General features: G+C 70.7%; 25 protein-coding genes. 20 read left to right on the top strand and 5 right to left on the bottom strand.

Features of this window, described 5'->3' with window-relative positions; genetic code table 11:
• Positions 1–10: 10 nt before the first annotated feature.
• Together AB0J12_RS31685 and AB0J12_RS31680 are read right to left on the bottom strand one after the other, a co-directional pair.
• Entirely contained in the window at positions 11–655 is a 645-nt protein-coding gene (locus tag AB0J12_RS31685) for a hypothetical protein (protein ID WP_363268005.1), read from the bottom strand.
• Between the two features lie 229 nt (positions 656–884).
• Entirely contained in the window at positions 885–1607 is a 723-nt protein-coding gene (locus tag AB0J12_RS31680) for a hypothetical protein (RefSeq protein WP_363268004.1), read from the bottom strand.
• Positions 1608–2028: 421 nt separating this feature from the next.
• Between AB0J12_RS31680 and AB0J12_RS31675 the strand changes: the two genes are divergently transcribed.
• The 19 genes from AB0J12_RS31675 to AB0J12_RS31585 all read left to right on the top strand — a co-directional run bounded on the left by AB0J12_RS31675 (position 2029) and on the right by AB0J12_RS31585 (position 18713).
• The gene (locus AB0J12_RS31675; RefSeq protein WP_363268003.1) at positions 2029–2751 is read left to right on the top strand and encodes a hypothetical protein; all 723 of its coding nucleotides are present in this window, start codon (positions 2029–2031) and stop codon (positions 2749–2751) included.
• Between the two features lie 17 nt (positions 2752–2768).
• Positions 2769–3617, top strand: a complete 849-nt coding sequence (locus tag AB0J12_RS31670; protein WP_363268001.1) for a hypothetical protein — start codon at positions 2769–2771, stop codon at positions 3615–3617.
• On the top strand, positions 3614–4921 hold the full coding sequence (locus tag AB0J12_RS31665) for an ATPase, T2SS/T4P/T4SS family (protein WP_363268000.1): 1308 nt from the start codon (positions 3614–3616) through the stop codon (positions 4919–4921). Before AB0J12_RS31670 ends, AB0J12_RS31665 begins: the two co-directional genes overlap by 4 nt.
• Positions 4922–4962: 41 nt before the next feature.
• Positions 4963–5895, top strand: a complete 933-nt coding sequence (locus AB0J12_RS31660; RefSeq protein WP_363268044.1) for a type II secretion system F family protein — start codon at positions 4963–4965, stop codon at positions 5893–5895.
• The gene (locus tag AB0J12_RS31655; protein ID WP_363267999.1) at positions 5892–6815 is read left to right on the top strand and encodes a type II secretion system F family protein; all 924 of its coding nucleotides are present in this window, start codon (positions 5892–5894) and stop codon (positions 6813–6815) included. Before AB0J12_RS31660 ends, AB0J12_RS31655 begins: the two co-directional genes overlap by 4 nt.
• Before the next feature lie 76 nt (positions 6816–6891).
• On the top strand, positions 6892–7143 hold the full coding sequence (locus AB0J12_RS31650; protein WP_103780267.1) for a hypothetical protein: 252 nt from the start codon (positions 6892–6894) through the stop codon (positions 7141–7143).
• 107 nt (positions 7144–7250) lie between these two features.
• A complete protein-coding gene (locus AB0J12_RS31645; RefSeq protein WP_363268043.1) occupies positions 7251–7631 on the top strand; it encodes a TadE family protein in 381 nt (126 codons plus the stop codon).
• Positions 7632–8054, top strand: coding sequence for a TadE/TadG family type IV pilus assembly protein (locus AB0J12_RS31640; RefSeq protein ID WP_363267998.1), 423 nt, complete (start codon positions 7632–7634; stop codon positions 8052–8054).
• 5 nt (positions 8055–8059) lie between these two features.
• Complete coding sequence (locus tag AB0J12_RS31635; RefSeq protein ID WP_363268041.1) at positions 8060–8536, top strand: pilus assembly protein TadG-related protein; 477 nt, start codon at positions 8060–8062, stop codon at positions 8534–8536.
• Between the two features lie 55 nt (positions 8537–8591).
• Positions 8592–9236, top strand: coding sequence for a hypothetical protein (locus AB0J12_RS31630; protein ID WP_363267997.1), 645 nt, complete (start codon positions 8592–8594; stop codon positions 9234–9236).
• Between the two features lie 62 nt (positions 9237–9298).
• Positions 9299–9955, top strand: a complete 657-nt coding sequence (locus AB0J12_RS31625; protein WP_363267996.1) for a hypothetical protein — start codon at positions 9299–9301, stop codon at positions 9953–9955.
• A complete protein-coding gene (locus AB0J12_RS31620; protein ID WP_363267995.1) occupies positions 9952–10980 on the top strand; it encodes a hypothetical protein in 1029 nt (342 codons plus the stop codon). Before AB0J12_RS31625 ends, AB0J12_RS31620 begins: the two co-directional genes overlap by 4 nt.
• A gap of 23 nt (positions 10981–11003) precedes the next feature.
• Entirely contained in the window at positions 11004–11498 is a 495-nt protein-coding gene (locus AB0J12_RS31615) for a hypothetical protein (RefSeq protein WP_363267994.1), read from the top strand.
• Positions 11499–11619: 121 nt separating this feature from the next.
• Positions 11620–12075, top strand: coding sequence for a hypothetical protein (locus AB0J12_RS31610; protein ID WP_363267993.1), 456 nt, complete (start codon positions 11620–11622; stop codon positions 12073–12075).
• A 189-nt stretch (positions 12076–12264) separates the two neighbouring features.
• Positions 12265–15255, top strand: coding sequence for a BTAD domain-containing putative transcriptional regulator (locus AB0J12_RS31605; protein WP_363267992.1), 2991 nt, complete (start codon positions 12265–12267; stop codon positions 15253–15255).
• Complete coding sequence (locus tag AB0J12_RS31600; RefSeq protein ID WP_363267991.1) at positions 15252–16010, top strand: A24 family peptidase; 759 nt, start codon at positions 15252–15254, stop codon at positions 16008–16010. The genes AB0J12_RS31605 and AB0J12_RS31600 overlap by 4 nt, the downstream gene beginning before the upstream one ends.
• A gap of 102 nt (positions 16011–16112) precedes the next feature.
• The gene (mqnC, locus tag AB0J12_RS31595; protein ID WP_363267990.1) at positions 16113–17312 is read left to right on the top strand and encodes a cyclic dehypoxanthinyl futalosine synthase; all 1200 of its coding nucleotides are present in this window, start codon (positions 16113–16115) and stop codon (positions 17310–17312) included.
• Between the two features lie 7 nt (positions 17313–17319).
• Positions 17320–17925 carry a hypothetical protein gene (locus tag AB0J12_RS31590; protein WP_363267989.1) on the top strand — a complete coding sequence of 202 codons (606 nt, stop codon included), beginning with the start codon at positions 17320–17322 and terminating at the stop codon, positions 17923–17925.
• A gap of 92 nt (positions 17926–18017) precedes the next feature.
• Entirely contained in the window at positions 18018–18713 is a 696-nt protein-coding gene (locus tag AB0J12_RS31585) for a demethylmenaquinone methyltransferase (protein WP_363267988.1), read from the top strand.
• A 38-nt stretch (positions 18714–18751) separates the two neighbouring features.
• Here AB0J12_RS31585 and AB0J12_RS31580 read toward each other — a convergent pair whose 3' ends face one another.
• Together AB0J12_RS31580 and AB0J12_RS31575 are read right to left on the bottom strand one after the other, a co-directional pair.
• On the bottom strand, positions 18752–19117 hold the full coding sequence (locus AB0J12_RS31580; protein WP_363267987.1) for a PASTA domain-containing protein: 366 nt from the start codon (positions 19115–19117) through the stop codon (positions 18752–18754).
• A 93-nt stretch (positions 19118–19210) separates the two neighbouring features.
• The gene (locus AB0J12_RS31575; protein WP_363267986.1) at positions 19211–19717 is read right to left on the bottom strand and encodes a GNAT family N-acetyltransferase; all 507 of its coding nucleotides are present in this window, start codon (positions 19715–19717) and stop codon (positions 19211–19213) included.
• Positions 19718–19814: 97 nt separating this feature from the next.
• On the opposite strand from AB0J12_RS31575, the gene AB0J12_RS31570 reads away from it, so the two are divergent.
• On the top strand, positions 19815–21107 hold the full coding sequence (locus AB0J12_RS31570) for a geranylgeranyl reductase family protein (protein WP_363267985.1): 1293 nt from the start codon (positions 19815–19817) through the stop codon (positions 21105–21107).
• Positions 21108–21265: 158 nt separating this feature from the next.
• Here the strand turns inward: AB0J12_RS31570 and AB0J12_RS31565 are convergent, their stop codons facing one another.
• Positions 21266–22093: a C40 family peptidase gene (locus AB0J12_RS31565; protein WP_363267984.1), complete on the bottom strand. Its 828-nt coding sequence runs from the start codon at positions 22091–22093 to the stop codon at positions 21266–21268.
• Positions 22094–22660 lie beyond the last annotated feature (567 nt).

The raw sequence follows: 22660 nt of genomic DNA, 5'->3' as shown, positions 1-22660 counted from the left end.
CTTCGCCGGCTCAGGGCGTGCATGTCTTGTTCCCCCGTTCGGACTGGAGTTTCGTGGTCTGCCAGACCCCTTGCGCGCTCTTCTCCAGGCGCGTGCTGTACAGCACGTACGCGTCGTTGGTGACGGGGGTCTTGTCGACCTTGTTGGTCTTGCGGTTCTTGTTGAAGGCCTTGCTTTCGTCGGAGCAGTAGGTCACCGCAGCGGTGTTCTTGTCGAACACGCTGATCCTGGGCGCGTAGTAACGGACGGCGCCCGTGAAAGTGGCGCCGGAGCCGACGATCGACTTGACCCAGTCCTGGCTGCCCGCCAGGGCCGTACCCACTTGGTAGAACTTCAGGGCGGCATCCTCGGGGTCGCCCTGGACGACGGCGTGCGTGACGGCGGTCTGGGCATGCCCGGCGTCCGCCAGGACCGCATCCTTCGTCGCATCCCCCGTCTTCCAGCCCTCGAAGGACTCCGTGACATCGCTCGGCAATGACAGATCGGGGCGTGCAGTCCGCGCCGTCGGAGTCGGCGACGCCTTCGTCGTCTCGCCCTGGTCTGCGCCTGCGATCTTGTCGTTGCCCTTCGGTGAATCCCCGCTCCCGCATGCCGTCAGCAGCAGAGCTGCGGTTGCGGCGAGCGCGGCAGCAACGGGCAGAGAACGGCGGTTCACGGTCAGCTCCCGGTGGGGCGAGGGTCAAGTCAGGGACAGGGACGTTACCGGTGTGCTTCTTGGTTTCGCCAGAGCGAATCCGGCGAAGCGAATGCGGCCCGCGCACGGCGGCCGCATGTCCGATGAGCGTTCCGGGTGAGGCCGGACGTGCGCATGAGTATCCGTACTCATGTGTGGGCCAGGCCCGGGAGTTGAGACTGTTCAGGTGTCCGAGATCACTGCCCGGTGCTCAGCCCAGCTTCGCGTTCTGCGCCCCGACCGCAGTCGCGTCCAGCTTCGCGTCGCTCGGGGTTCCGCTTGCGATCGCCATGCCGTTGACCGAGAAGTACACCGCCACGACGTCGTCGGCGCGGACGGCCTCGGTGTGCAGGGTGTGAGTGACGCCGTTGACGGTCATCGTGGCTTTGAAGGCGACCGTCTGGCCGCCGGCCGGCCTCACGGGCTGTTCGGACGCGACCGAGGTGTAGATGGTGCTGCCGTTCTTCGCCTTGGCGGTGAAGCCGCCGCGGCAGGCGGTGACCGCCCGGAACAGGTCCGTGAGTGCCGAGGAGGCGCCGCCGGGGGCGTAACTCGCGAGGGTGATGTAGGTGGCCGCGTCGTTCATGCGGCCCGTCGAGACGAACCGCGTGAGGTCGGCCTGTGGTTCTCCCAGGGGGAGCTGGTTCATCGCGTACGCCAGGGGCGCGCACGCGGCCTTGTCGACGCTGACCTCACTGGGGGACGCGGCGAAGCGGAACTCGGCGTCGGCCTCCTTCACCGTGTGGCCCGTCACCTCCGCCGGGGTCACCATCAGCTGTGCCAGTCGCCCGGCGGGTCCGGCCTGCCGGGCCTGTGCGGCCGAGGTGCTCGGCTTGTCGGAGGCGTCCGCACCACCGCCGGAGCAGGCGGTGAGGGCGGCCAGGCAGCAGGCGGTGAGGGCGGCGGTGGTCAGCGCGGCTCGCTTCTTCGTCATGGGCATCAGATGGTGGCATGCCCGATCGGTGCCGCTGTGAGCGAACAGTGCAGAAATGTTGCGTGGCAGGTGACGAAGAGTCGCCGGGGTGCAACGGTCGCAAGGCGCCTGGCGCGGGCGTCCATTTACTGGCGCACAGAGGGGAGACGGTCCGCCGTCCAGTGTTCAACGCCGCGTTACACATGGGTGGTTGCAGAAGTACCGCCGGACAGCGGGGTGCTTCAAGGCATCGGGCTCGCCTTGAGGGCGTTATGTGCGGCTGATACCGTGCGATCGCTTGACACTCACGCTCGCGCCGGTTAAACGCGCGGATCTCGGTAGATCTCTATGGATCTCTGTGGGTCTTTGGTGAAGTGTCCGGATTGGCAATGAAGGCAAAGAAGTTGGCCGACAACAGCTTGGGTGTACGGGGAGCGGTTGCGTGAAGATCCAGGAGCGTACGGGGGCGGGCGCGGGACGTTCCGCGGCTCCGGCTCAGCCGTCGGTCGGTAACCGGCTTCCCACGCCGCCGCGGGAGCGCAAGCCGGCGCTCGCGGCGCTGGCCGTGCTGCTGATCCTGGTGGGCGCGCTGGGGGCGACGATGCTCGTGCTGCGCGCCGGCGACCGGATCGAGGTCGTCAAGGTGACCAAGGACATCCAGCCCGGTGAGTCCGTCAGCAGCGACAACACCACCTCCGTGATGGTCGCCGACGACGACAGCATCCACTACGTCAAGTGGACGCAGCTGGACTCCCTGAAGAAGCTCAAGGCCAAGACCACGATCTACGCGGGCACGGTCGTCGTCGGTGACATGTTCGCCGCCACGGCCGAGCTTCCCGCCGGCAAGGCCTCCGTAGGTGTCGCGCTGAAGGAGGGCCAGTACCCCTCCGACATCAAGTCCGGCGACCACGTGGCCGTCTACAACGTCGACGCCTCCGGCTCCGCCTCCTCCGGCAAGACCGGCACCGGTTCCTCCTCGTCGTCCTCCGGCGGCGGCCCGCTCGTGCCGAACGCGCTCGTCAACAACGTCAAGGACAGCAGCGACGCCACCGTCAGCACCGGCAACCTCTCGCTGACGCTCCTCGTCGACCAGGCGGACGCCGCTGCCGTGGCGCGTGCCGCCTCGGCGAACGCGGTCGCCATCGTGCGCGTTCCCGGCAACTAGAAGGCGGCACCCGACCCATGGCCCTCATCGCCCTCGCCGCCGACAAGGGTTCCCCCGGCGTCACCACCGCGGCCGTCGCCCTCGCCGCGGTCTGGCCGCGGCGCGTGCTGCTGGCCGAGACCGACCCGGCCGGCGGTGACCTCGTCTACCGCAGTGCCGCCGCGCACGGCGGACCGCTGAACCCGAACCTCGGCATGCTGTCGATCGCCGCGACCGCGCGCCGCGGCCTCGTCCCCGACCAGCTGTGGGACCACGTCCAGCCGCTCAGCGGCGGCCTGGAGGTGCTCGTCGGCCTCGGTGTCGCCGAGCAGGCCGCCGGCCTGACCGGTCTGTGGCCGACCCTCGGGCACGCCTTCGCCTCGCTCGCCGACTCCCCGCACGCCCCCGCCGACGTCATCGCCGACTGCGGCCGCATCAGCGGGGACACCCCGGCCGTCGAACTGTTCCCGCACGCCGCGCTGGTGCTCCTGATCGCCCGGACCGAGGCCGAGTCCCTGGCCCGCGTCCGGGACCGGGCCGCGGCCCTCGCCGCCAAGCTGCACGGCGGGCCGCGCGGTGCCGCGAGCCTGGCGAACCCGGTGATCGGCGTCGTCCTGGTCGCCGACCCGGGCAACGCGGGAAAGCTCGTCAACCAGGTCAACGACATGCTCGTCCACGCGCAGACCGGCGCCCGGGTGGTCGGCACCATCGCCGACGACCCGGCCGGCGCCGAGCAGCTCGCCGGCCGCCGGCGCGGCCGCCTCGACAAGTCGCTGCTGATCCGCTCGGCCCGCAAGGTCACCGCCGACCTCTACCAGAGTTACGGCGCCGCCTGGTCCGTACCCGCGAACGGCCAGATGAACGGGCACGCGGGGGCCGGGCGATGACCGCTGTCGACCACCAGTTGGTCAAGCGGTTCCGGCAGGACGCCGGTGACCGCATCGCCGAGCAGCGGCGCCTGGACCAGGCCAGCGGCGTCACACCGATGTCCAGCGAGGACGAGCGGCAGTACGCCCGCGCCGTCATCGCCCAGATACTCGAGGAGTACGCCCGCGCGGAGATCAACGCGGGCCGTACTCCGCTGGACGCGGAGACCGAGGAGCAGTACGCGGCGGCCGTGCACGCCGCGCTGTTCGGCGTCGGCCGGCTCCAGCCGCTGCTGGACGACCCGCAGGTCGAGAACATCGACATCAACGGCTGCGACCAGGTCTTCATCGGCTACGCCGACGGCCGCGAGGCCAAGGGCGAGTCGGTCGCCGAGACCGACGAGGAACTCATCGAGCTGATCCAGGTGCTCGGCGCGTACTCCGGTCTGTCCTCGCGCCCCTTCGACTCCGCGAACCCGCAGCTCGACCTGCGGCTGCCGGACGGCTCGCGTCTGTCGGCCGTCATGGACGTCGCCCGGCGGCCCGCGCTGTCCATCCGGCGCGCCCGCATGGGCAAGGTGTTCATCTCCGACCTGGTCGGCAACGGCACCCTCACCCCGGAGCTCGGGCACTTCCTGGCGTGCGCGGTCCGCGCCCGCAAGAACATCATGATCGCGGGCGCGACCAACGCCGGCAAGACGACGCTGCTGCGCGCCCTCGCCAACGAGATCCCGCCCCACGAGCGCCTCATCACCGTCGAGCGCGCGCTGGAGCTGGGCCTGGACACCTTCCCCGAACTCCACCCGAACGTCGTCGCGTTCGAGGAGCGGCTGCCCAACTCCGAGGGCCAGGGCGCCATCTCCATGGCCGAACTCGTCCGCCGCTCCCTGCGTATGAACCCCTCCCGGGTCATCGTCGGCGAGGTCCTCGGCGACGAGATCGTCACCATGCTGAACGCGATGTCGCAGGGCAACGACGGCTCACTGTCCACGATCCACGCCAACAGCTCGCACGAGGTGTTCAACCGCATCTCCACCTACGCCCTGCAGGCCACCGAGCGGCTGCCCATCGAGGCCAGCCAGATGCTCATCGCGGGCGCGGTGAACTTCGTCGTCTTCATCCAGCGGCGCAACAACTACCAGTCGGGCGGCCGCCTGCAGCGCATGGTCACCTCCGTGCGCGAGGTCAACGGCGTCGACGGGCGCGTGCTGTCCAGCGAGGTGTTCGCCGAGGCCCCCGACGCCCGCGTCGTACCGCATGCGCCCATCGCCTGCCTGGAGGACCTGATCGCACACGGCTACCAGCCGCACGGAACGTGGGGGTGAGCGGCATGACGACCACCATGGCCCTCGGTTCGCTCGGCGCGATGGGCGGGCTGTTCTCCACGACCGTCCTGTACGCCCTCGGCTGCGGCGTCGCCGTCGGCGGCGGACTGGCGCTGCTCATGCTGGCGATCCGCGGCCTGCCCGCGAAGCCCGAGCACGAGAAGCGACAAGCGAGCGAGCGCGCGAACGAGCTGATCCGGTTCGCCGGGCAGCGCGGTTCGCTCGCCGTCATCATCGGCCTGGCCGTGCTGCTGCTGACCCGCTGGGTCGTGGCCGGCGCCGCCGCGGCCGTCCTCGTCTTCTTCTGGGACCGCCTCTTCGGCGGCGCGGCGGAGGAACGTGCCGCCATGCGCCGCGTGGAGGCCCTCGCCTCCTGGACGGAGTCGCTGCGCGACACCATCGCCGGCGCGGTCGGCCTGGAACAGGCCATCCCGGCGTCCGCACGCGCCGCCGCGCCCGCCCTGCGGCCCCACCTGGACGCCCTCGTCGACCGGCTGCGCTCCCGCACCCCGCTGCCGGACGCGCTGCAGCTGCTCGCCGACGAGATCGACGACGCCTCCGCCGACATCATCGTCGCCGCCCTCATCCTCAACGCCCGGCTGCGCGGCCCCGGCCTGCGCCAAGTGCTCGGCGCGCTCGCCAAGTCGGCCCGGGAGGAGGTCGACATGCGCCAGCGCGTGATGGCGCAGCGCTCCTCGACCCGCCGCTCGGTCCAGATCGTCGTCGCGGTGTCCGTCGCCTTCGTTCTGGGCCTGGCCATCTTCAACCGGGACTTCGTCTCCCCGTACAGCTCGCCGGTCGGCCAGCTCGTCCTCGCCTGCGTGTGCGGCCTGTTCGCGCTCGGCTTCTGGTGGCTGCGCAAGCTGTCCACCATCGACACGCCCGAGCGCTTCCTGGTGCGCGACGAGTCGTCGGTGCAGTTCGTCCGTCCCCGCACGCCCGTGCAGCAGCAGGAGGAAGGGGTACGCCGGTGAACCTCACGATGCCGATCCTGGTCGGCGTGGTCGTCGGCCTGGGTGTCTACGCCCTCGTCCGCGCCCTGATGCCGAGCAGGCGCAGCGCGCTGCAGCAGGTCGCGCGGATCGACGCGATGCGGGCGCGCGGCTCGGCGTACGAGACGCAGACGCGGGCCCAGGAGACCAGCGGGCGGCTCGGGTCGCTGCGGGCCCAAGTCGGCGCTCGGGTATCGGAGTTCTACCTTCAGCAGGGCTGGGAGCAGCGCTCGCTGCGCGCGGACCTGGCGGTGCTGGACCGCAGCTGGGAGAAGTTCCTGGCGACCAAGGCGCTGCTCGGGGTGGCGGGCCTGTTCTTCGGCCCGTTCCTGTTCGCGGTGGTCTGGACGCTGGGGTTCAGCCGCAGCCCGATCATCCCGGTGTGGCTGGCGCTGATGTGCGGCGCGGTGTTCTTCTTCCTGCCCGACCTGGAGGTACGGCGCGACGCCGCCGACAAGCGGCGTGACCTCAGGCGCGTCATCGGGGCGTATCTCGACCTGGTGTCGATGAGCCTGGCCGGCGGCCGGGGTCTGCCGGAGGCGCTGATGGCGGCGGCGGAGATCTCCGACGGCTGGGCCAACCAGCGCATCAAGCACGCCCTGGCCGATGCCCGCATCACGGGTGTCAGCCAGTGGCAGGCGCTCGGAGCGCTCGGTGAGGAACTGGGCGTGGAGGAGCTGAAGGACCTCTCGGCCTCCCTGGCCCTGGTCGCCGACGACGGCGCCAAGGTCCGCGAGTCGCTCGCCTCCCGCGCCGAGACCATGCGCCACCGCGAGCTCTCCGAGATCGAGGGCAGCGCGGGCGAGAAGTCGCAGTCGATGCTCGTCGCCCAGCTGCTGCTGTGCGCGGGCTTCCTGGTGTTCCTGATCTTCCCGGCGGCGATGCGGGTGTTCCAGGTCTGACGCGTCTCACCTCTGCACACAGCCTTCAGCCAACCGTCTGCCAGCCTTCGACAGGACTTCGAGAGGACAACTCACCATGAACGGACGGAACTTCTCCACCGGCATCCCTGCCGTGGACTTCCTGGTCACCTTCCTGCGCGGCCGCGTCGAGCGCGCCCGCTCCGGCGAGCTGGACCGCGGTGCCTCCGCGGTCGAGTGGGTCATCATCTCCGCGGTCGTCGTGGCGATCGTCGGCGTGGTGGCCGCGATCATCAACGCCGCGCTGAGCGAGGGCGCCAACAAGGTCGGCGACTGCATCAAGGGCGCGGACGCGGGCAAGACCTGCTGAGTGCCGTAACTACGGGGTTGACGGGGATTCACGTGGGCGTGGGCAGATGGGTGCGCCGCAGAGTGTCGGCCGCGCGTACGGCGACGGCCGGCCGCGGCGACTCCGGTATGACGGCGATCGAGTTCGTGCTGCTCACCCCGGTCCTGTTCTTCATGATCTTCGCCACGGTGCAGTTCGCGCTGTACTTCTTCGCCGACCACGTGGCCCAGGCGGCCGCCCAGGCCGGCGCCCGCAAGGCCCGTGCGACGGCGCACGACCAGCCCGGTGGGTGGCGGGGCCAGGCGCGAGACGTGGTCGACAGCTACATCAGCCAGCTGGGTCCGCAGCTGGTCCTGTCACCGGACGTGAGGATGCTCCAGCCGGAGCAGAACACGGTCGGCGTGGAGATCTCGGCCCGTATCCCGACGGTCTTCCCCGGCTTCGACCTGACGGTGCACGCACAGTCGGTGGGCCCGGTGGAGCGGTTCGTGCGGGAGGGGGAGAGGTAGATGGGCTCCCTCAGACAACGCCTGCGGCGCGACGACAGGGGGCTGTCCACGGTCGAGGTCGTGATCCTGGCCCCCGTGATGATCCTCTTCATCCTCGTCCTGGTCGCCTTCGGGCAGCTGGTCGAGGGCCGCGGCGCGCTCGACGGAGCCGCCCGGGACGCGGCGCGGGCCGGATCGCTGCAGTGGGACGTGGGCAACGCCATGGCCGAGGCGCGCAAGGCGGCGAACGCCGACTTGACGGACGTCTGTTCCGGCCCGGTCAGCGTGACCAAGACCAGTGCAGGCTTCAAGGACGCGGACCTGTTCACGGTGGAGGTGAGCTGCCAGGTGCGAGGACTGGCCATGCTGGGTCTGGACGTACCGACCCGCCTGTCGAGTTCGTTCACCGCCCCGTTGGACCCGTTCAAGAGGAAGGCCGGGTGAGCGTGGTGAGAGCAGCGGGCGCGTACGGCGCCCTGCGCGGCTGGATCGCCTCGCGCCGAAGCCGTCTCGACGACCGCGGCTCCGGTGCCGGCGCCGTCATCATCTTCGCGATCGTCTTCCTCTCCCTGTCGGCGTTCGTCATCGACGGTGGCCTGTCCATCTCCAAGCGGGAGCGGGCGGCCGACATCGCGGAACAGGCGGCGCGGTACGCCGCCCAGGACATCGACAAGGAAGCCCTCTACGACAACGAGGGCGGGCCGGCGCCGATCAACTACCAGAACTGCGACGCCCGCGTGAAGGCCTTCGCCCGCGAGATGGACATGACCGGCGCGGACATCGCCGCGACCCACTGCGTCGCCGCCGACGCCCAGCAGGTCGAGGTCGAGGTCCAGCTGACGTACAGCCCGGTCTTCACCGGCATGTTCTACGGCGGCGACCTGGTGGTCCACGGCCGGTCGGTGGCGGAGAACGAGGTGGGCTGACGTCTCCTTCACCGTTGCTGTGCTACTCGCTCAACCCCGACGGAGTCTCACCCTCATGCGCTCACGAACGACGGCCGCAGCCGTTCTCCCCACGGTGGCGGCCCTGCTGCTCACCGCCTGCGGCGGCTCGGATTCCCAGGGGCCGCAGGTCGAGCCCCGCAGCCCGGACGCGACCGCCGCTGCGACGTCCACGGCAGCGCCCGCCGGTGACCGCATCAACCGGCCGGAGATCAAGCTGCCGAGCGATGTACAGGACGTCTTCGAAGGCGGCACGACCGGTGACCCGACCGAGGACGCCGTCCTGGCGGACAACGCCCAGCGCATCAGCTCGATCACAGAGGCGATCACCGTGGAGGCCAAGGAACACCCGGCTCTGAGGTTCTACTCCAAGGGTGACGCTCTCGCGTCGGCCGCCCTGTTCGTCAAGTCGTTCTACGACAGGGACCGCAGCTACGTCGGCAAGGCGCGCTACTACGACCGCGAGGTGAAGCTGCTCGCGGACGGCGCCGCCCAGGTCACCTACTGTGAGGACGGGACACAGACCTACCCGAAGGACCGGAAGACAGGCGCGGTGGACCGCTCCATCAAGGGGTCGGCCAGTGATTACGCCAACTACGTCACCAGGTTGGAGCGCGACGGCCGAAGCGTGTGGCAGACGACGAGCGTGTCCTCCACCGGGTCGGCGAAGAGGTGCATGTGATGCATCGTCCGGTGGGCTCCCCTTGCTCTTCCCTGCGCGAACCCCTACGGAGGTACAACCCCATGCGCACACGCACCACGGCGGCAGCGGCTGCCCTGACGACGACGGCGGCGGTCCTGCTGCTGTCCGCCTGCGGCGGCGGCTCGGACTCCGGCGACAACGACAAGATCGCAGGCGTGGACACGGGGGCGTCGGCGAGCGCGTCACCGTCGCCTTCGGCGAGCGCGGACGGGATCGACCGGCCGGCGATCAAGCTGCCGAGCGATGTAAAGAACGTTTTCGAGGGCGGTGCGACCGGTGATCCCGTCAAGGACGCCGTCCTTGCGGACAACGAACGGATGATCAACTCGATCGACGAGGCCGTCACCGTCGACGCCAAGGACCACCCGGCCCTGAAGTTCTACAACAAGGGCAACGCGCTGATCTCTGCCGCCTCGTACATCCAGTCCTTCTACGACTCGGGGACAACGTGGACGGGAGAAACCCGGTATTACAACCGCGAGGTCACGCTGAAGGGCGCGACTGCGGCCACGATGACGTACTGCAGCGACGAGACGAAGTCCTACAGCAAGGACCGCAAGACGAAGAAGATCACCATGTCGCCGGGTGACGCGGACGACTACGTCGCCTACAGCGCGCGCATGCAGAAGAACGCCCAGGGCGTTTGGCAGACCGTGAACGTTACGTCGGAGCGAGGGGCCAAGAAGTGCCAGCCGTGAGCCGTACCAAGACACGAATCCGCATCGCCGCGTTCCTCGCAGTCCCGTTGGCTCTGATCCCGGCGGTGTCGTACGCCGGAGACAAAACGCATGGTGGAACCAGCCTCGGCACCGCGAACGGCAACCGCAGCGGTAACAAGATCACCGTGGAGACCAAGATCCAGACCACCGTCAACGGTGGCAGCGGGGGCAGCAAGACCGGCTCGCTGACTTCGACGGACTCCAACTGGACGCCGCCTGCCTGTTGGTACGAGCCGGCCTTCTCGCCCAAGGAGATCGAGGCGGACGTCAAGACCTGGCGCTCGTTCACCTTCTTCGGGATCGGCAGCGTGGTCGGCGACATGCTGGACCTGTATTACAAGGACGGCCACCCCTACAAGGACTACAACCTCGACAAGCAGGGCGAGGGTATGTTCTGGGCCGCCGTCGTCAATCCGAACCGCAAGGACGATCCCGAGGCCAGCGCCTGCGACAAGATGCCCTTCTGGGTGGACAACGGCAAGACTCCGTCGGAACCCCTCGCCGTGAACGCCAAGGTCCTCGCCGAGTACGCCTACGACGAGCTGCCCATCCCGGAGACCAAGGTCAACATGGCGCCCGCCGGGACGTCGACGGTGAATCTGCCGACCTGGATCTGGCTGGACAAGGCCGACTTCCACAAGGTGTCCGTCACCGCCAGCCTGCCCGGCACGGGCCTGTCGGCGACCACCACCGCCGAACCGGTCTCCCTGCACATCGACCCGGGTACGAGCGACGCCGAGACCTTCCCGGCCTCCGGTGACTGCACGTTCACCGGCGGCTCCATCGGCGAGCCGTACGCCAAGGGCAAGGCGAACCAGACCCCGCCCTGCGGCGTCCGCTACCTCCGCTCGACCGGCGCGAACGGCTCCTACGCCCTGAAGGCCACGGTCACCTGGAAGATCACCTGGACCAGCACCACCGGTGAGGGCGACCGGCTTCCCGACGGCACCTTCGGCGCCACGCAGAACGTGACCGTGCGGGAGATCCAGTCGGTGAACCGCTGAGCGAGCAGGGCTGGAAGGAACCCATGCTGTACGAAGAGAAGATCCCCAAGACCTGGCTGGCGATCACCACCGTGCTCTACCTGGTCGGTATCGCCGCCATGGGCGCGGGCAGCCTGCCCGACGACATCGGCCTGTGGCTCGGGCTGTCGGCGATGTTCCTGGTGCTGATCTGGGTGCCGTTCAACGCCGTACCGCTGTCGAAGTACTTCTTCAACCGCATCCGGATCGACGCGCAGACCCTGCGCGTCGGCCGGGAGCGCATCCCCCTCGCGGACCTCGACCCGGCCGGTGTGCACGCGGCGTCCCGGCAGGCGGTGCCCACGGCCCCGCAGCGTTACGCGACGTCGCTGAACACCAACGCGCCCGTCGAGGCCCGTCTGGTCGGGGGCGGTTGGAGCGTGCCCATGGGGATGGACAGCGTGGTCCTCACCACCCGCCGCGGCGAGGCCCTGACCATCGCCACCCGCGACCGCACGGCGTTCCTGACGGCCCTGGGCAGAGCCGTCGGCGCCCGGTAGCGGGCAGCGGGCCGGCGGCTCACGACGCCGGCCCTCGAACCACTGCTTCCATCGGTGGAGGCGTGGCCGTTCAGCACCTCCCACCGACGCGACATCACTGCCGCGCGACCGAAGGTTCTCGATGACCGATCCGAACTCACCCGTCTACGAAGCGCACTTCCTGCGGACTCCGTTGCAGTTGTTCAGTGGCATGGGATGGAAGAAGCTCGTCGCCTTCCGCGTCGACGGTGAGGGAGTGCTGCTGGGAGGTGCTCCCGCGCGGTACCGGCGTCAGCTCGCCTTCGTCCCCTGGCACGACATCACGTCCCTCGTGGTGTGGCACCTGCGCACCGCGGGAAACGTGATCAACCACATCGGGGTGCAACGCAAGCCCGGATCACCCGCTCTGCCCGGGATGAACAGCCATCTCGGTCCGGAGGCGACCGCGAGGCTGGCCCCGCATGTCGACCACGAGCTGTTTCTGGCGAGCCGTCCCGTCCACCTCTGGCGGCTCGACCCGGAGCGGCTCCAGGCCGCGGTGGACGCTTTCGCACCCCAGATGCCCGTACTCGTCTACGCCCAGCCGCATCTGGCATAGGAGTCGTGAGCGCCGTGGACGGACAACTCCGGCTTATCCGGCGTCGTATGAGCAATGCCCCGGCCTCTGTTCCGGTTCCGTCCCGGTCCCTCGTGCTGTCGGTCCCAGTCCATAAGATCTCTGTAGGCTCGAACCACCCACCCCCACGCACCAGACCACCCCTCCACACTCGACCCCAGGACATCCGCCATGGCGCGACGCAGGACTTCCAGCTCGACGGGAAGCTCGGGCAATTCGACGGGCCCGCGGAACCGGACTCCGCAGCCGGTGCGGGTGCGGCGGCGCTCTTTCGGGGACTTCGTGAAGGCGTTCTTCGCCTTTGTCGCCCTCGTCGCGCTCGTCGTCGGGGTTCCCCTCGCGCTGGCCTCACAGGTCGGCTGGCCGCTGCCCAGCGGTGTGCCCAGCCTGGACTGGCTGCAGCAGGAGATCACCGTCCAGACGTTCCTGCATATCCTCACCGTCGTCGTCTGGCTCGCGTGGGCGCAGTTCACCGCGTGTGTGCTCGTCGAGGTCAAGGCCGCGGTGTCGGGGGTCGGCGTGCCGGGGCGGGTGCCCGGTGCCGGGCCGAGCCAGCTGCTCGCGCGGCAGCTCGTCGCCGCGCTGTTGCTCGTCGGCGCCACCGCCGCCAGCCTCACGCCGGGGCTGTCGCAGCTGGGGCACAGCCTGGAGGGCAACCAGAAGCCGGCCGTCGCCGCCGCCCAGCAGACGCCGGGACTGTTCGCGCAGACGCAGGAGCAGACCGCCGACGCGGCCTCCGCGATCGCCGAGCAGGCCTCACACGCGCGTGCCGACAGCCAGGCCAAGCACGGGGACACGAAGTACTACCGGATCCAGCCGCCGGAGGGCCGCCACCACGACTCCCTGTGGGAGATCGCCCAGCGCCACCTCGGTGACGGCCGCCGGTACAAGGAGATCTACGAGCTGAACAAGGACCGGATCCAGCCCGACGGCTCCCGGCTGTCCGAGGCCAGTCTCATCCGGCCCGGCTGGATCATGGAGATGCCCGGCGACGCCCGCGGCGGCGACCTCGTCGAGATGCCCGACGACGCCGCCCAGGTCTCGCCCGAGATCCAGCACCAGATCCACGACTACGCCAAGAGCGGCCATCACGCCCAGGGCGGCGACCACGCCCAGGGCGGCGGCGCTCAGGGCGGCGGCGCTCAGGGCGGCGGCGCGCAGGGCGGCGCCCACGGTGGCGGCGGCCACGTCTCCGTGCCCGAGCAGCGCCCCGCGCCCGACCAGCACCAGCACGCTCCCCAGCACGACCAGCGGCAGCAGGCCGCCGACGACTCCTCCTTCCGGCTCGGCCAGGCCCTCCTCGGCGCCCCCCTCCTCGCCGCCGGTCTGCTCGGCGCCCTCGGCCGGCGCCGCCGGCAGGCGCTGTGGCAGTCGGCGATCAGCACGGTGCGCGGGCGCGGCATGGAGCCGCCCACGCCGAGCGGCGACGCGCTCGACGCACAGGACGCGCTGCTCGTCGGCGCCGACCCCGAGGGCGTACGCCTCCTCGACCGCTCGCTGCGCGGCCTCGCCGCCGCCCTCGCCGCCGAGTCGCGGCCGCTGCCGGTCGTCTACGCGGCCTGGCTGACCGGCGGCGAACTGCACCTGCAGCTCGCCCAGCCCTCCGGCAAGCCGCCCGCGCCGTGGCAGCTCGGTCAGGATCAGACCTTCTGGGTGCTGGCGGGCAGCGACGCCCGCTCCTACGGCGACAGCGACACGGCCGCGCCCTACCCGGGCCTGGTCAGCCTCGGCACCATGGACGACTCCCGTCTCCTGCTCAACCTGGAGGCCGTGCCCGGCATCGTCTCGCTGAGCGGCCGGGAGGCCGACCGGGACGCCGTCTTCGCCTCCGTCGCCGCCGAACTGGCCACCAACGGCTGGTCGGACCGCATGACCATCACCCTCGTCGGGTTCGGCGAGGACCTCACCGCGCTCGCCCCCAACCGGCTGCGTCACCTCGACGGCATCGAGGCCCTGCTGGAGACCATGGAGGCCGAGACCCGGCAGCGGCGCGGCGCCCTGGGTGCCGCCGGGCACGACTCGGTGCTGACCGGCCGTACCGGTCCCGCGCAGCACGCCCGCTGGGCGCCGCACCTCGTCCTGCTCGCCGCGCAGCCCTCCGCCGAGGACGCCCGCCGGCTCGCCGAGCTGGCCGCCGACGCCAGCCGCCTCGGCATCGGCTACCTCGTCGGCAGTGAGGGCGGTGAACTGCCCGGCGCCGCCTGGGAGATGGAGATCTCCGGTGACGGCAAGCTGCGCGCCCCGCTGCTCGGCCTGGAACTGGACGCGCAGATGCTGCCCGCCGCCCTGCGGCAGGCCGTCGTCGAGCTGTTCGTCAAGGCCGACCCCGAGCACCGCGGCCCGGACGGACCGACGACCACCCCGCCGTTCCTCGTCGACATCAGCGAGCAGGGCCGCCCCGCGGTCTACGCCCGCCTCGTCGGGTCGTACGAGATCATCGGCCTGGAGGCGCCCGACGACGAGCGCAGCGCGCTGCTGCACGAGGCGCTCGCCCTGCTGCTGTTGCACCGCGAGGGTGTGCACCCGCGCGTGCTGTCCTCCGCGCTGTGGCCGCGCGGCGTCACCGACGACGTGCGCGAGGCGCTGCTGGAGCGGCTGCGCGCCTGGCTCGGCGCCGACCCGGACGGCACACCGCGGCTGACCACCGACGCCACCGGCCGGCTCGTCCTCGCCAAGTCGGTCGTCTCCGACCTGGACGTGCTGCGCTCCCTGTACCACGAGGCCACGCAGGGGCGGGGCGTCGACAGCCGCGCCGTGCGCGGGCGGCTGCTCACCGACGCGCTCGTCCTGGTGCGCGGGCCGCTGCTTGCCGACCGGCCCGCCGGCCGCTACCGCTGGCTCACCCACGAGATCGTGGACGCCCAGCTGCCGCTGCTGGTCGCCGACATCGGGCTCGCGCTGTCGGAGTTCCACCTGGAGAAGGACCGCGCCGAGCGGGCCATCGAGGCGCTGAACGCCGCGCTGAAGACCGCCCCCGACGACGAGCGCCTGTGGCACGAGCTGCTGCGCGCCACCCACGCCACCGGCGACCCGGAGCGGCTCGCGGTGCTCGCCGCCGACCTCGTCGCCCGCAGCGGGGCCCGCGGTCTGCCGCCGCGCACCGAGGCCCTCCTCGACGAGCTGCTGCCGACGTGGCGCGAGGGCGCCGCGGCCGTCGGATGAGCGACCCGGGCGATCTGATCGTCCTGGCCGCCGCACTGTGGGGCGCGGTGGCGGGCGCCCTGCTTCCGCGGGCGGCCTACCGCTTCTGCGTGCCCTCCGCCCAGGAGGACGAGGAGCAGGAGGGCTGGCGGCGCGCCTGTCCGCACGGGCACCCGGTCCGCGGCTGGCTCGGCCCGGCCCGCTGCCGCGCGTGTCCGCCCGCGACGGCGTCGTACGGCCCGCACGCCCGGGGGCCGGCCGTCGTCACCGCCGTACTGTGCGCCGCCCTGGCCGCCGCCACCGGCACCCGGCCCGAGCTGGGCGTCTGGCTGCTCCTCGCACCCGTCGGTGTCCTGCTCGCCGTGGTCGACCTGCGGGTGCAGCGGCTGCCCGACCCGCTCACCCTGCCGCTGGCGGGCGCCGCCGCCGTGCTGCTGGGCCTGGCCGCGCTGCTGCCCGAGCACGCCGGGCACTGGACGACGGCCCTGCTCGGCGCCCTGGCGCTGGGCGGCGGTTACTTCCTGCTGTTCCTGATCAACCCGGCCGGCATGGCCTTCGGCGATGTGAAGCTGGCGCTCGGCGCGGGCGCCGCCCTCGGCTGGTACGGCTGGCCGACGCTGCTGCTCGGCACCTTCACCGGGTTCCTGTTCGGCGCGCTGTACGGCGGCTTCCTGGTCGTCGCGCGGGGCGCCGGGCGGCGTACGGCCATCGCGTTCGGGCCGTTCCTGCTCGCGGGGGCGTTCGCGGGGGTGCTGGTGGGGGCGTACACGGCGTGACTTGGATCCCCGGCGGATCGCGGACGGCCTGAGGTCAGCGGCGTCAGCCCCCTGGCGTACGCTGGTTCGGTCCGTTACACCCCTTACGAAAGGGACGCTCCGGTGACCGAGAAGGCCGACCTCCAGTCCGTCCTCGACCGTGCCGCCGCGGGCGGACGGATCACGCCCGAGGAGGCGCTCGACCTCTACCGCGACGCCCCGCTGCACGCGCTCGGCGCCGCCGCCGACGCCGTGCGCCGCCGCCGGTACGCGGGCACCGAGCACATCGCGACGTACATCATCGAGCGGAACATCAACTACACGAACGTGTGCGTCACGGCGTGCAAGTTCTGCGCCTTCTACGCCGCCCCCAAGGACACGGCCAAGGGCTGGACCCGCGACCTCGACGACATCCTGCGCCGCTGCGCGGAGACCGTGGAGCTGGGCGGCACGCAGATCATGTTCCAGGGCGGCCACCACCCGGACTACGGCGTCGAGTACTACGAGACGCACTTCAAGGCCATCAAGGACGCGTTCCCGCAGCTGGTGATCCACTCGCTGGGCGCGTCCGAGGTCGAGCACATGGCCCGGATCAGCGGTGTGCCGGTCGAGGAGGCCATCACCCGTATCCACCAGGCGGGCCTCGACTCCTTCGCGGGCGCCGGCGCCGAGCTGCTCCCGGAGCGGCCGCGCAAGGCGATCGCGCCGCTGAAGGAGTCCGGCGAGCGCTGGCTGGAGATCATGGAGACCGCGCACCGGCTGGGCGTGGAGTCGACGTCCACCATGCTGATGGGCACCGGCGAGACCAACGCCGAGCGCATCGAGCACCTGCGGATGATCCGCGACGTACAGGACCGCACGGGCGGCTTCCGCGCGTTCATCCCGTACACCTACCAGCCGGAGAACAACCATCTGAAGGGCCGCACCCAGGCGACGCTCTTCGAGTACCTGCGGATGATCGCGATCGCCCGCCTCTTCCTCGACAACGTCGCCCACATCCAGGGCTCCTGGCTGACCACCGGCAAGGAGGCCGGCCAGCTCTCCCTGCACTACGGCGCGGACGACCTCGGCTCGATCATGTTGGAGGAGAACGTCGTGTCCTCCGCCGGCGCCAAGCACCGCTCCAACCGCATGGAGATCATCGACCTGATCCGCAAGGCGGACCGCGTCCCGGCGCAGCGCTCGACGACGTACGAGCACCTGGTCGTGCACGACGACCCGGCGAAGGACCCCGTCGACGACCGCGTGGTCTCCCACATCTCCTCCACCGCGATCGAGGGCGGCACGGCTCACCCGGAGCTGAAGCTGCTCGCGTCCAACTGACGCCGCGGTGCTGACGCTTCACGCCGACTCCCGGGGCCGCGCGCTGGTCGTGCAGGGCGAGTGGGTCACCGCCGCCGGGCCCCTGGAGGAGGTCCGCGCCGCGCATCCGCGGGCGCGCGTGCGCGCGTGGCCGGGCATCCTCACCCCCGGTCTGGTCAACCTGTACGGCAACGAGCTGCTGGAGGAGGCCTACCACCCGGACCCGCGCGAGGCCGACGAGCTCGGCACCGAGCCGCTGACCGGTGACGCCCTGGCGATGCTCGCCCTGGACGACGCCCGCTGGGGGGCGAGCGCCCGGCGCGGAGTGCAGCGCATGCTGGCGCACGGCACGGTCGCGGTGGCCTGCGGGCCGGTGCGCAACCGTGCCGTGCAGGACGCGGTGCGGCGCACCGGGCTGGGCGTGGTGGGCCGCACCGGCAGGCCGCAGGGGCGTGCGTCCCTCGACCCGTACGCCTGCGGGGCGCCCGTGGAGTTCGCGCCCGAGCGGGACGCCGGCTCGGCCGCCCGGTTCGCCGTCTTCGACGTACGGGACGAGACGGAACTGGCGGAACGCGGCGCCGCCACCTGCGTGGCGACCGTCCTCGCGGGCCGCCTGCTGTACCGGCGCCGCTGAGTATCCCCAGGGTGCGGGGGATGGGTGGAGGACGTGGCGGCGCGCCACAAGCCGACGCTCCCGCCCGTGGGGCCCCCTGCCACAATGGTCCGGTGACCCGCGCATCCCTGGATAAGCAGCCGCACGAAGTCGCTTCGATGTTCGACGACGTGGCGGACCGGTACGACCTGACCAACGACGTGCTGTCCCTGGGGCAGGACCGCCGCTGGCGCAAGGAGGTGGCCAAGGCGGTCGACGCCCGGCCCGCGCAGAAGGTGCTGGACCTGGCCGCCGGCACGGCGACCTCTTCGCTGCCGTTCGCGCGGACCGGGGCCTATGTCGTCCCCTGCGACTTCTCCCTCGGCATGCTCCAGGTCGGCAAGCGCAAGCGCTCCTGGCTGCCCTTCACCGCCGGGGACGCGACGAAGCTGCCCTTCAAGGACGACACCTTCGACGCGGTGACGATCTCCTTCGGTCTGCGCAACGTGCAGGACTACGACACGGCGCTGCGCGAGATGCACCGGGTGACCCGGCCCGGCGGCCGGATCGTCATCTGCGAGTTCTCGCACCCGACGTGGGCGCCGTTCCGGACCGTCTACACCGAGTACCTGATGCGGGCGCTGCCGCCGGTCGCCCGCACGGTGTCCTCCAACCCGGACGCGTACGTCTACCTCGCCGAGTCCATCCGTGCCTGGCCCGACCAGCCCGCCCTCGCCGAGCACCTGCGCAAGGCCGGCTGGACGAAGGTGGCCTGGCGCAATCTGACCGGTGGCGTGGTGGCGCTGCACCGGGGGTTCAAGGAGAGCTGAGGGCTCCCGGGGTTTCAGGGGTGGGGCCTCCGCGGCGGTCACGGGTGGTGAAGGGGCGGCCCGTCAGCCCCGATCACCGCGTACGGATCCCCCGGCTCGTCCAGCTCCCGCTGCAGTCCGCCGTACGGCGTGTGCGGCAGGCGCGGCTCGTGCACGCCCGCTCCGCCGCCCCCCTCGCCCTCGCCCAGGTCGAACCACACGGTGACCGCCGCCCCGCGCGGCACCTCCGCGCCGGGCGGCGGGTACTGCCGTACGACGTAGTCCACGACGGTCCGGCGGAAGTCGGGCCGGTCGGGAGCGGCGAGCAGCACGCCGTGCGCGGCGGCTCTCTCGCGGGCGTCGATGGCCATCAGGCCGACGAGCCTGGGCACACGGACTTCCGGTGTTCTGGGTGTTATGGGCACAGATGTCACCCCCAGCGGTACTGGCAGGGTAACCGCCCGGAGGTGCCCACCGGAAGCATTGTGTCGCCGTCAGTAGTGAACTGTTACTCAGGGTTACAGTGCGAGTCGGTAGCAGTGCCCCTTCCGCGCCGACTCAGGCGTCACGAACGTCTCCGCCAGCCGCATCCCCAGCCGTTGCGTGACCGCGATCGAGCGCGCGTTGTGCGCGTCGACCAGGGCGACGACGTTGTTCACGCCCGCCGCGCGCACCCGCTCCAGGGTCATGAGCGCGGCCGCGGTGACGTACCCCTTGCCCCAGTGGTCCCGGCCCAGCCGCCAGCCGATCTCGATCTCGCCGGCCGGTCCCCACGCGTGCGGCCACGGTTGTGCGCCGGTGAAGCCGATGACCCGGTCCTGGTCGTCGACCATGGTCCACAGGCAGAAGCCGCGTTCGGCGTCGTGTCTGCGCTGGCGGGCGGTGAGCTCCTCATAGACGGACAGCTCGGCCGGTCTGCCGCCGTGGAACTCCATGACGTCCGGATGTGCGAAGACCCGGTGCCAGGCCACCGCGTCCTCGTCGGTGGGGACACGCAGCCGTACCACGGGGAGAGTTCGGTTCACGGGGCAGCCCTTCAGCCGTTTGATCCATGCCGCTGAATAGACTGCCCATGTCCCGTGCCGGTCGGCACACAGATTTCGAACTTGGGGAGATCCCGCCGTGAGTGTCGTGACCGAGCCGCTCTCCGAGAACACCGCCGATGTGATCGTCGTGGGCGCGGGCCCGGCCGGCTCCACGACCGCGTACCACCTGGCGCGGGCCGGCCTCGACGTGCTGCTGCTGGAGAAGACCGCCTTCCCACGGGAGAAGGTGTGCGGTGACGGTCTCACCCCGCGCGCCGTGAAGCAGCTCGTCGCGATGGGCATCGACGTCTCCGAGGAAGCCGGCTGGCTGCGCAACAAGGGCCTGCGCATCATCGGCGGCGGGGCGCGGCTGCAGCTGGACTGGCCGGATCTCGCCTCCTTCCCCGACTACGGCCTGGTCCGCAAGCGCGACGACTTCGACGAGCAGCTGGCCCGCCAGGCCCAGAAGGCGGGCGCCCGCCTCTTCGAGCGCTGCAACGTCTCCGGTCCGGTCGTCGACGACCGCACCGGCCGCATCACCGGCGTCACCGCCAAGCTCGGCGAAGAGAAGCGCGAGGTCACCTTCCACGCGCCGCTCGTCGTCGCCGCCGACGGCAACTCCACCCGGCTGTCCCTGGCGATGGGCCTGCACCGCCGCGAGGACCGTCCCATGGGCGTCGCGGTCCGCACGTACTTCGAAAGCCCCCGCCACGACGACGACTACCTGGAGTCCTGGCTGGAACTGTGGGACCGCCGCAGCGCCCAGGACCGGCTGCTGCCCGGTTACGGCTGGATCTTCGGCATGGGCGACGGCACCTCCAACGTCGGCCTGGGCGTGCTCAACACCTCCGACTCCTTCAAGGAGCTGGACTGGCGCGAGGTGCTCAAGGCCTGGTGCGCCTCCATGCCGGAGGACTGGGGCTACACCCCCGACAACATGACCGGCCCGATCCGCGGCGCCGCCCTGCCCATGGCCTTCAACCGCCAGCCGCACTACACCAAGGGCCTGCTGCTCGTCGGCGACGCCGGCGGCCTGGTGAACCCCTTCAACGGCGAGGGCATCGCCTACGCCATGGAGTCCGGGCAGCTCGCCGCCGACGTCATCGTCCAGGCACACGCGCGTGCCACGCCCGGCCAGCGCGAACTCGCCCTGCACCGCTACCCGCGCATCCTGAAGGACACCTACGGCGGCTACTACACGCTCGGCCGCGCCTTCGTGAAGCTCATCGGCAATCCGAAGGTCATGCAGATCGCCGCCCAGCGCGGTCTGACCCACCCGGTGCTGATGAAGTTCACCCTCAAGCTGCTCGCCAACCTCACCGACCCGACGGGCGGTGACGCGATGGACCGCATCATCAACGGTCTGAGCAAGGTGGCGCCGAAGGCGTAGCCGCCGCCCGCACGGACACCGACGGCCGGCGCTCCCCTCGGGGGTGCCGGCCTTTGCGTACGCGGGCCACCGAGGCGCCGCGCGGGGTGCGGCGAAGGGCCGCTGCCCTCGCGCGGCTGCGGCCCTTCGTCCCTTTTACGGTTGTACGTGTGCGTGTGTCAGAGGACGCGCACCGCACCGCTCGGCGGGTCGTACGACAGGTCCCGCTCGACGACGCCCGAGGACGGGTTCTGCGCGCCGACGAACATGCCGCCACCGACGTACACGGCCACGTGGTAGGCGCTGCCCGCGCCGCCCCAGTAGAGGATGTCGCCCGGCTGAAGGTTGCTCAGGGAGACCTGGGTGCCGGCGGTGGACTGGTCCTGCGAGACGCGCGGCAGGTCGATGCCGACCTGCTTGAAGGCCGTCTGCACCAGGCCGGAGCAGTCGTAGGCGGACGGGCCGGTGGCGCCGGAGACGTAGGCCTTGCCGACCTGCGCCTTGACGAAATCGACGACGGCAGCGGCCGAACCGGTCGCCGAGGAGGAGCTGGTGGAGACGTCGGCGCTCACGGAGGCGGAGAGCGTGGGGCGCTCGGAGCTGCGGGAGGCGCGCTGGGCGGCCTGCTCGGCGGCGGCCTTGCGGGCCGCCTCCTCCTGGGCCTTCTTCTTGGCCTCCGCGGCCTTCTTCTTGGCCTCGGTGAGGTTCTTCTCGGCCTGCTGGGCGGCCTTCGCCGCAGCCGCGTCACGCTCGGCCCGCAGCTCGTAGTTCGCGGCGGCGAGCTGCGTGGCCTCCGCGGACTGGGCGACCTGGGCGGATATGTCCGCCGTCAGGGTGGGCAGTTCAAGGGTCTGCGTCACCGGCTCCGCGGCGTTCGCCGAGGAGGCCGACGCACCGGCGACTGCCAGGGTGCTGAGGACGCCACCGGCAACTCCGGCCCGCATCGCGATTTTCGACGCGCTGCGGCGGGGTTTCCGGTGGCTGCGTATGTGAGCGGTGTGGGACATGGGTACAACCGGTATCAGGGGCTCCTTCATACCTTCAAGAAACGTGTGCTGCGCCACAGTTACTCAGTCGAGGTCCCGAATCCCAGGCGTGTCGTTCTTTATTGACGCCGTAACGGACATTGCGGACTCAGCTCAACACGGCTTTGATCACGTACTTTCGTTATTACGCCCGAATTGCCCTCCGCTTACCACTGGTTGGACTCGTTGGCCAAGCCCGGTTCTCGGACGCCTCTCCAGGGTGTGGCGGAGGTCACGGAACGGCCTCCGGTCGGCCCGCGTCCGCGCATCATGATCACATCCTGATCACGGCGCGATCTCGACGGTGCGACTTCGTGAACGCGTGCACGCGTCCACGGCTCGTGCCGCGGGTCCCTCTGATGTGTGAACGCGGGCTCTAGCAAGAGATCGGGTCCAGGGCGAATTTGCCTCGTCTCGAAGACTCTTGATATGGAGACGCCCCCTCTGACCTGCCCCGACGAGCGGAAATGTCACCTCTGGTGATCGCTCGGACGCTTCCTGTACGAAGATCACTGCTCATCCGACTTCATGATCCTTCGTCAGGTGGTG

Source organism: Streptomyces sp. NPDC049915 (genome assembly GCF_040656475.1).
Classification (GTDB): Bacteria; Actinomycetota; Actinomycetes; order Streptomycetales; family Streptomycetaceae; genus Streptomyces.
The sequence above is the reverse complement of the archived record's forward strand: the minus strand, read 5'-3'. Positions and strand labels throughout refer to the sequence as shown.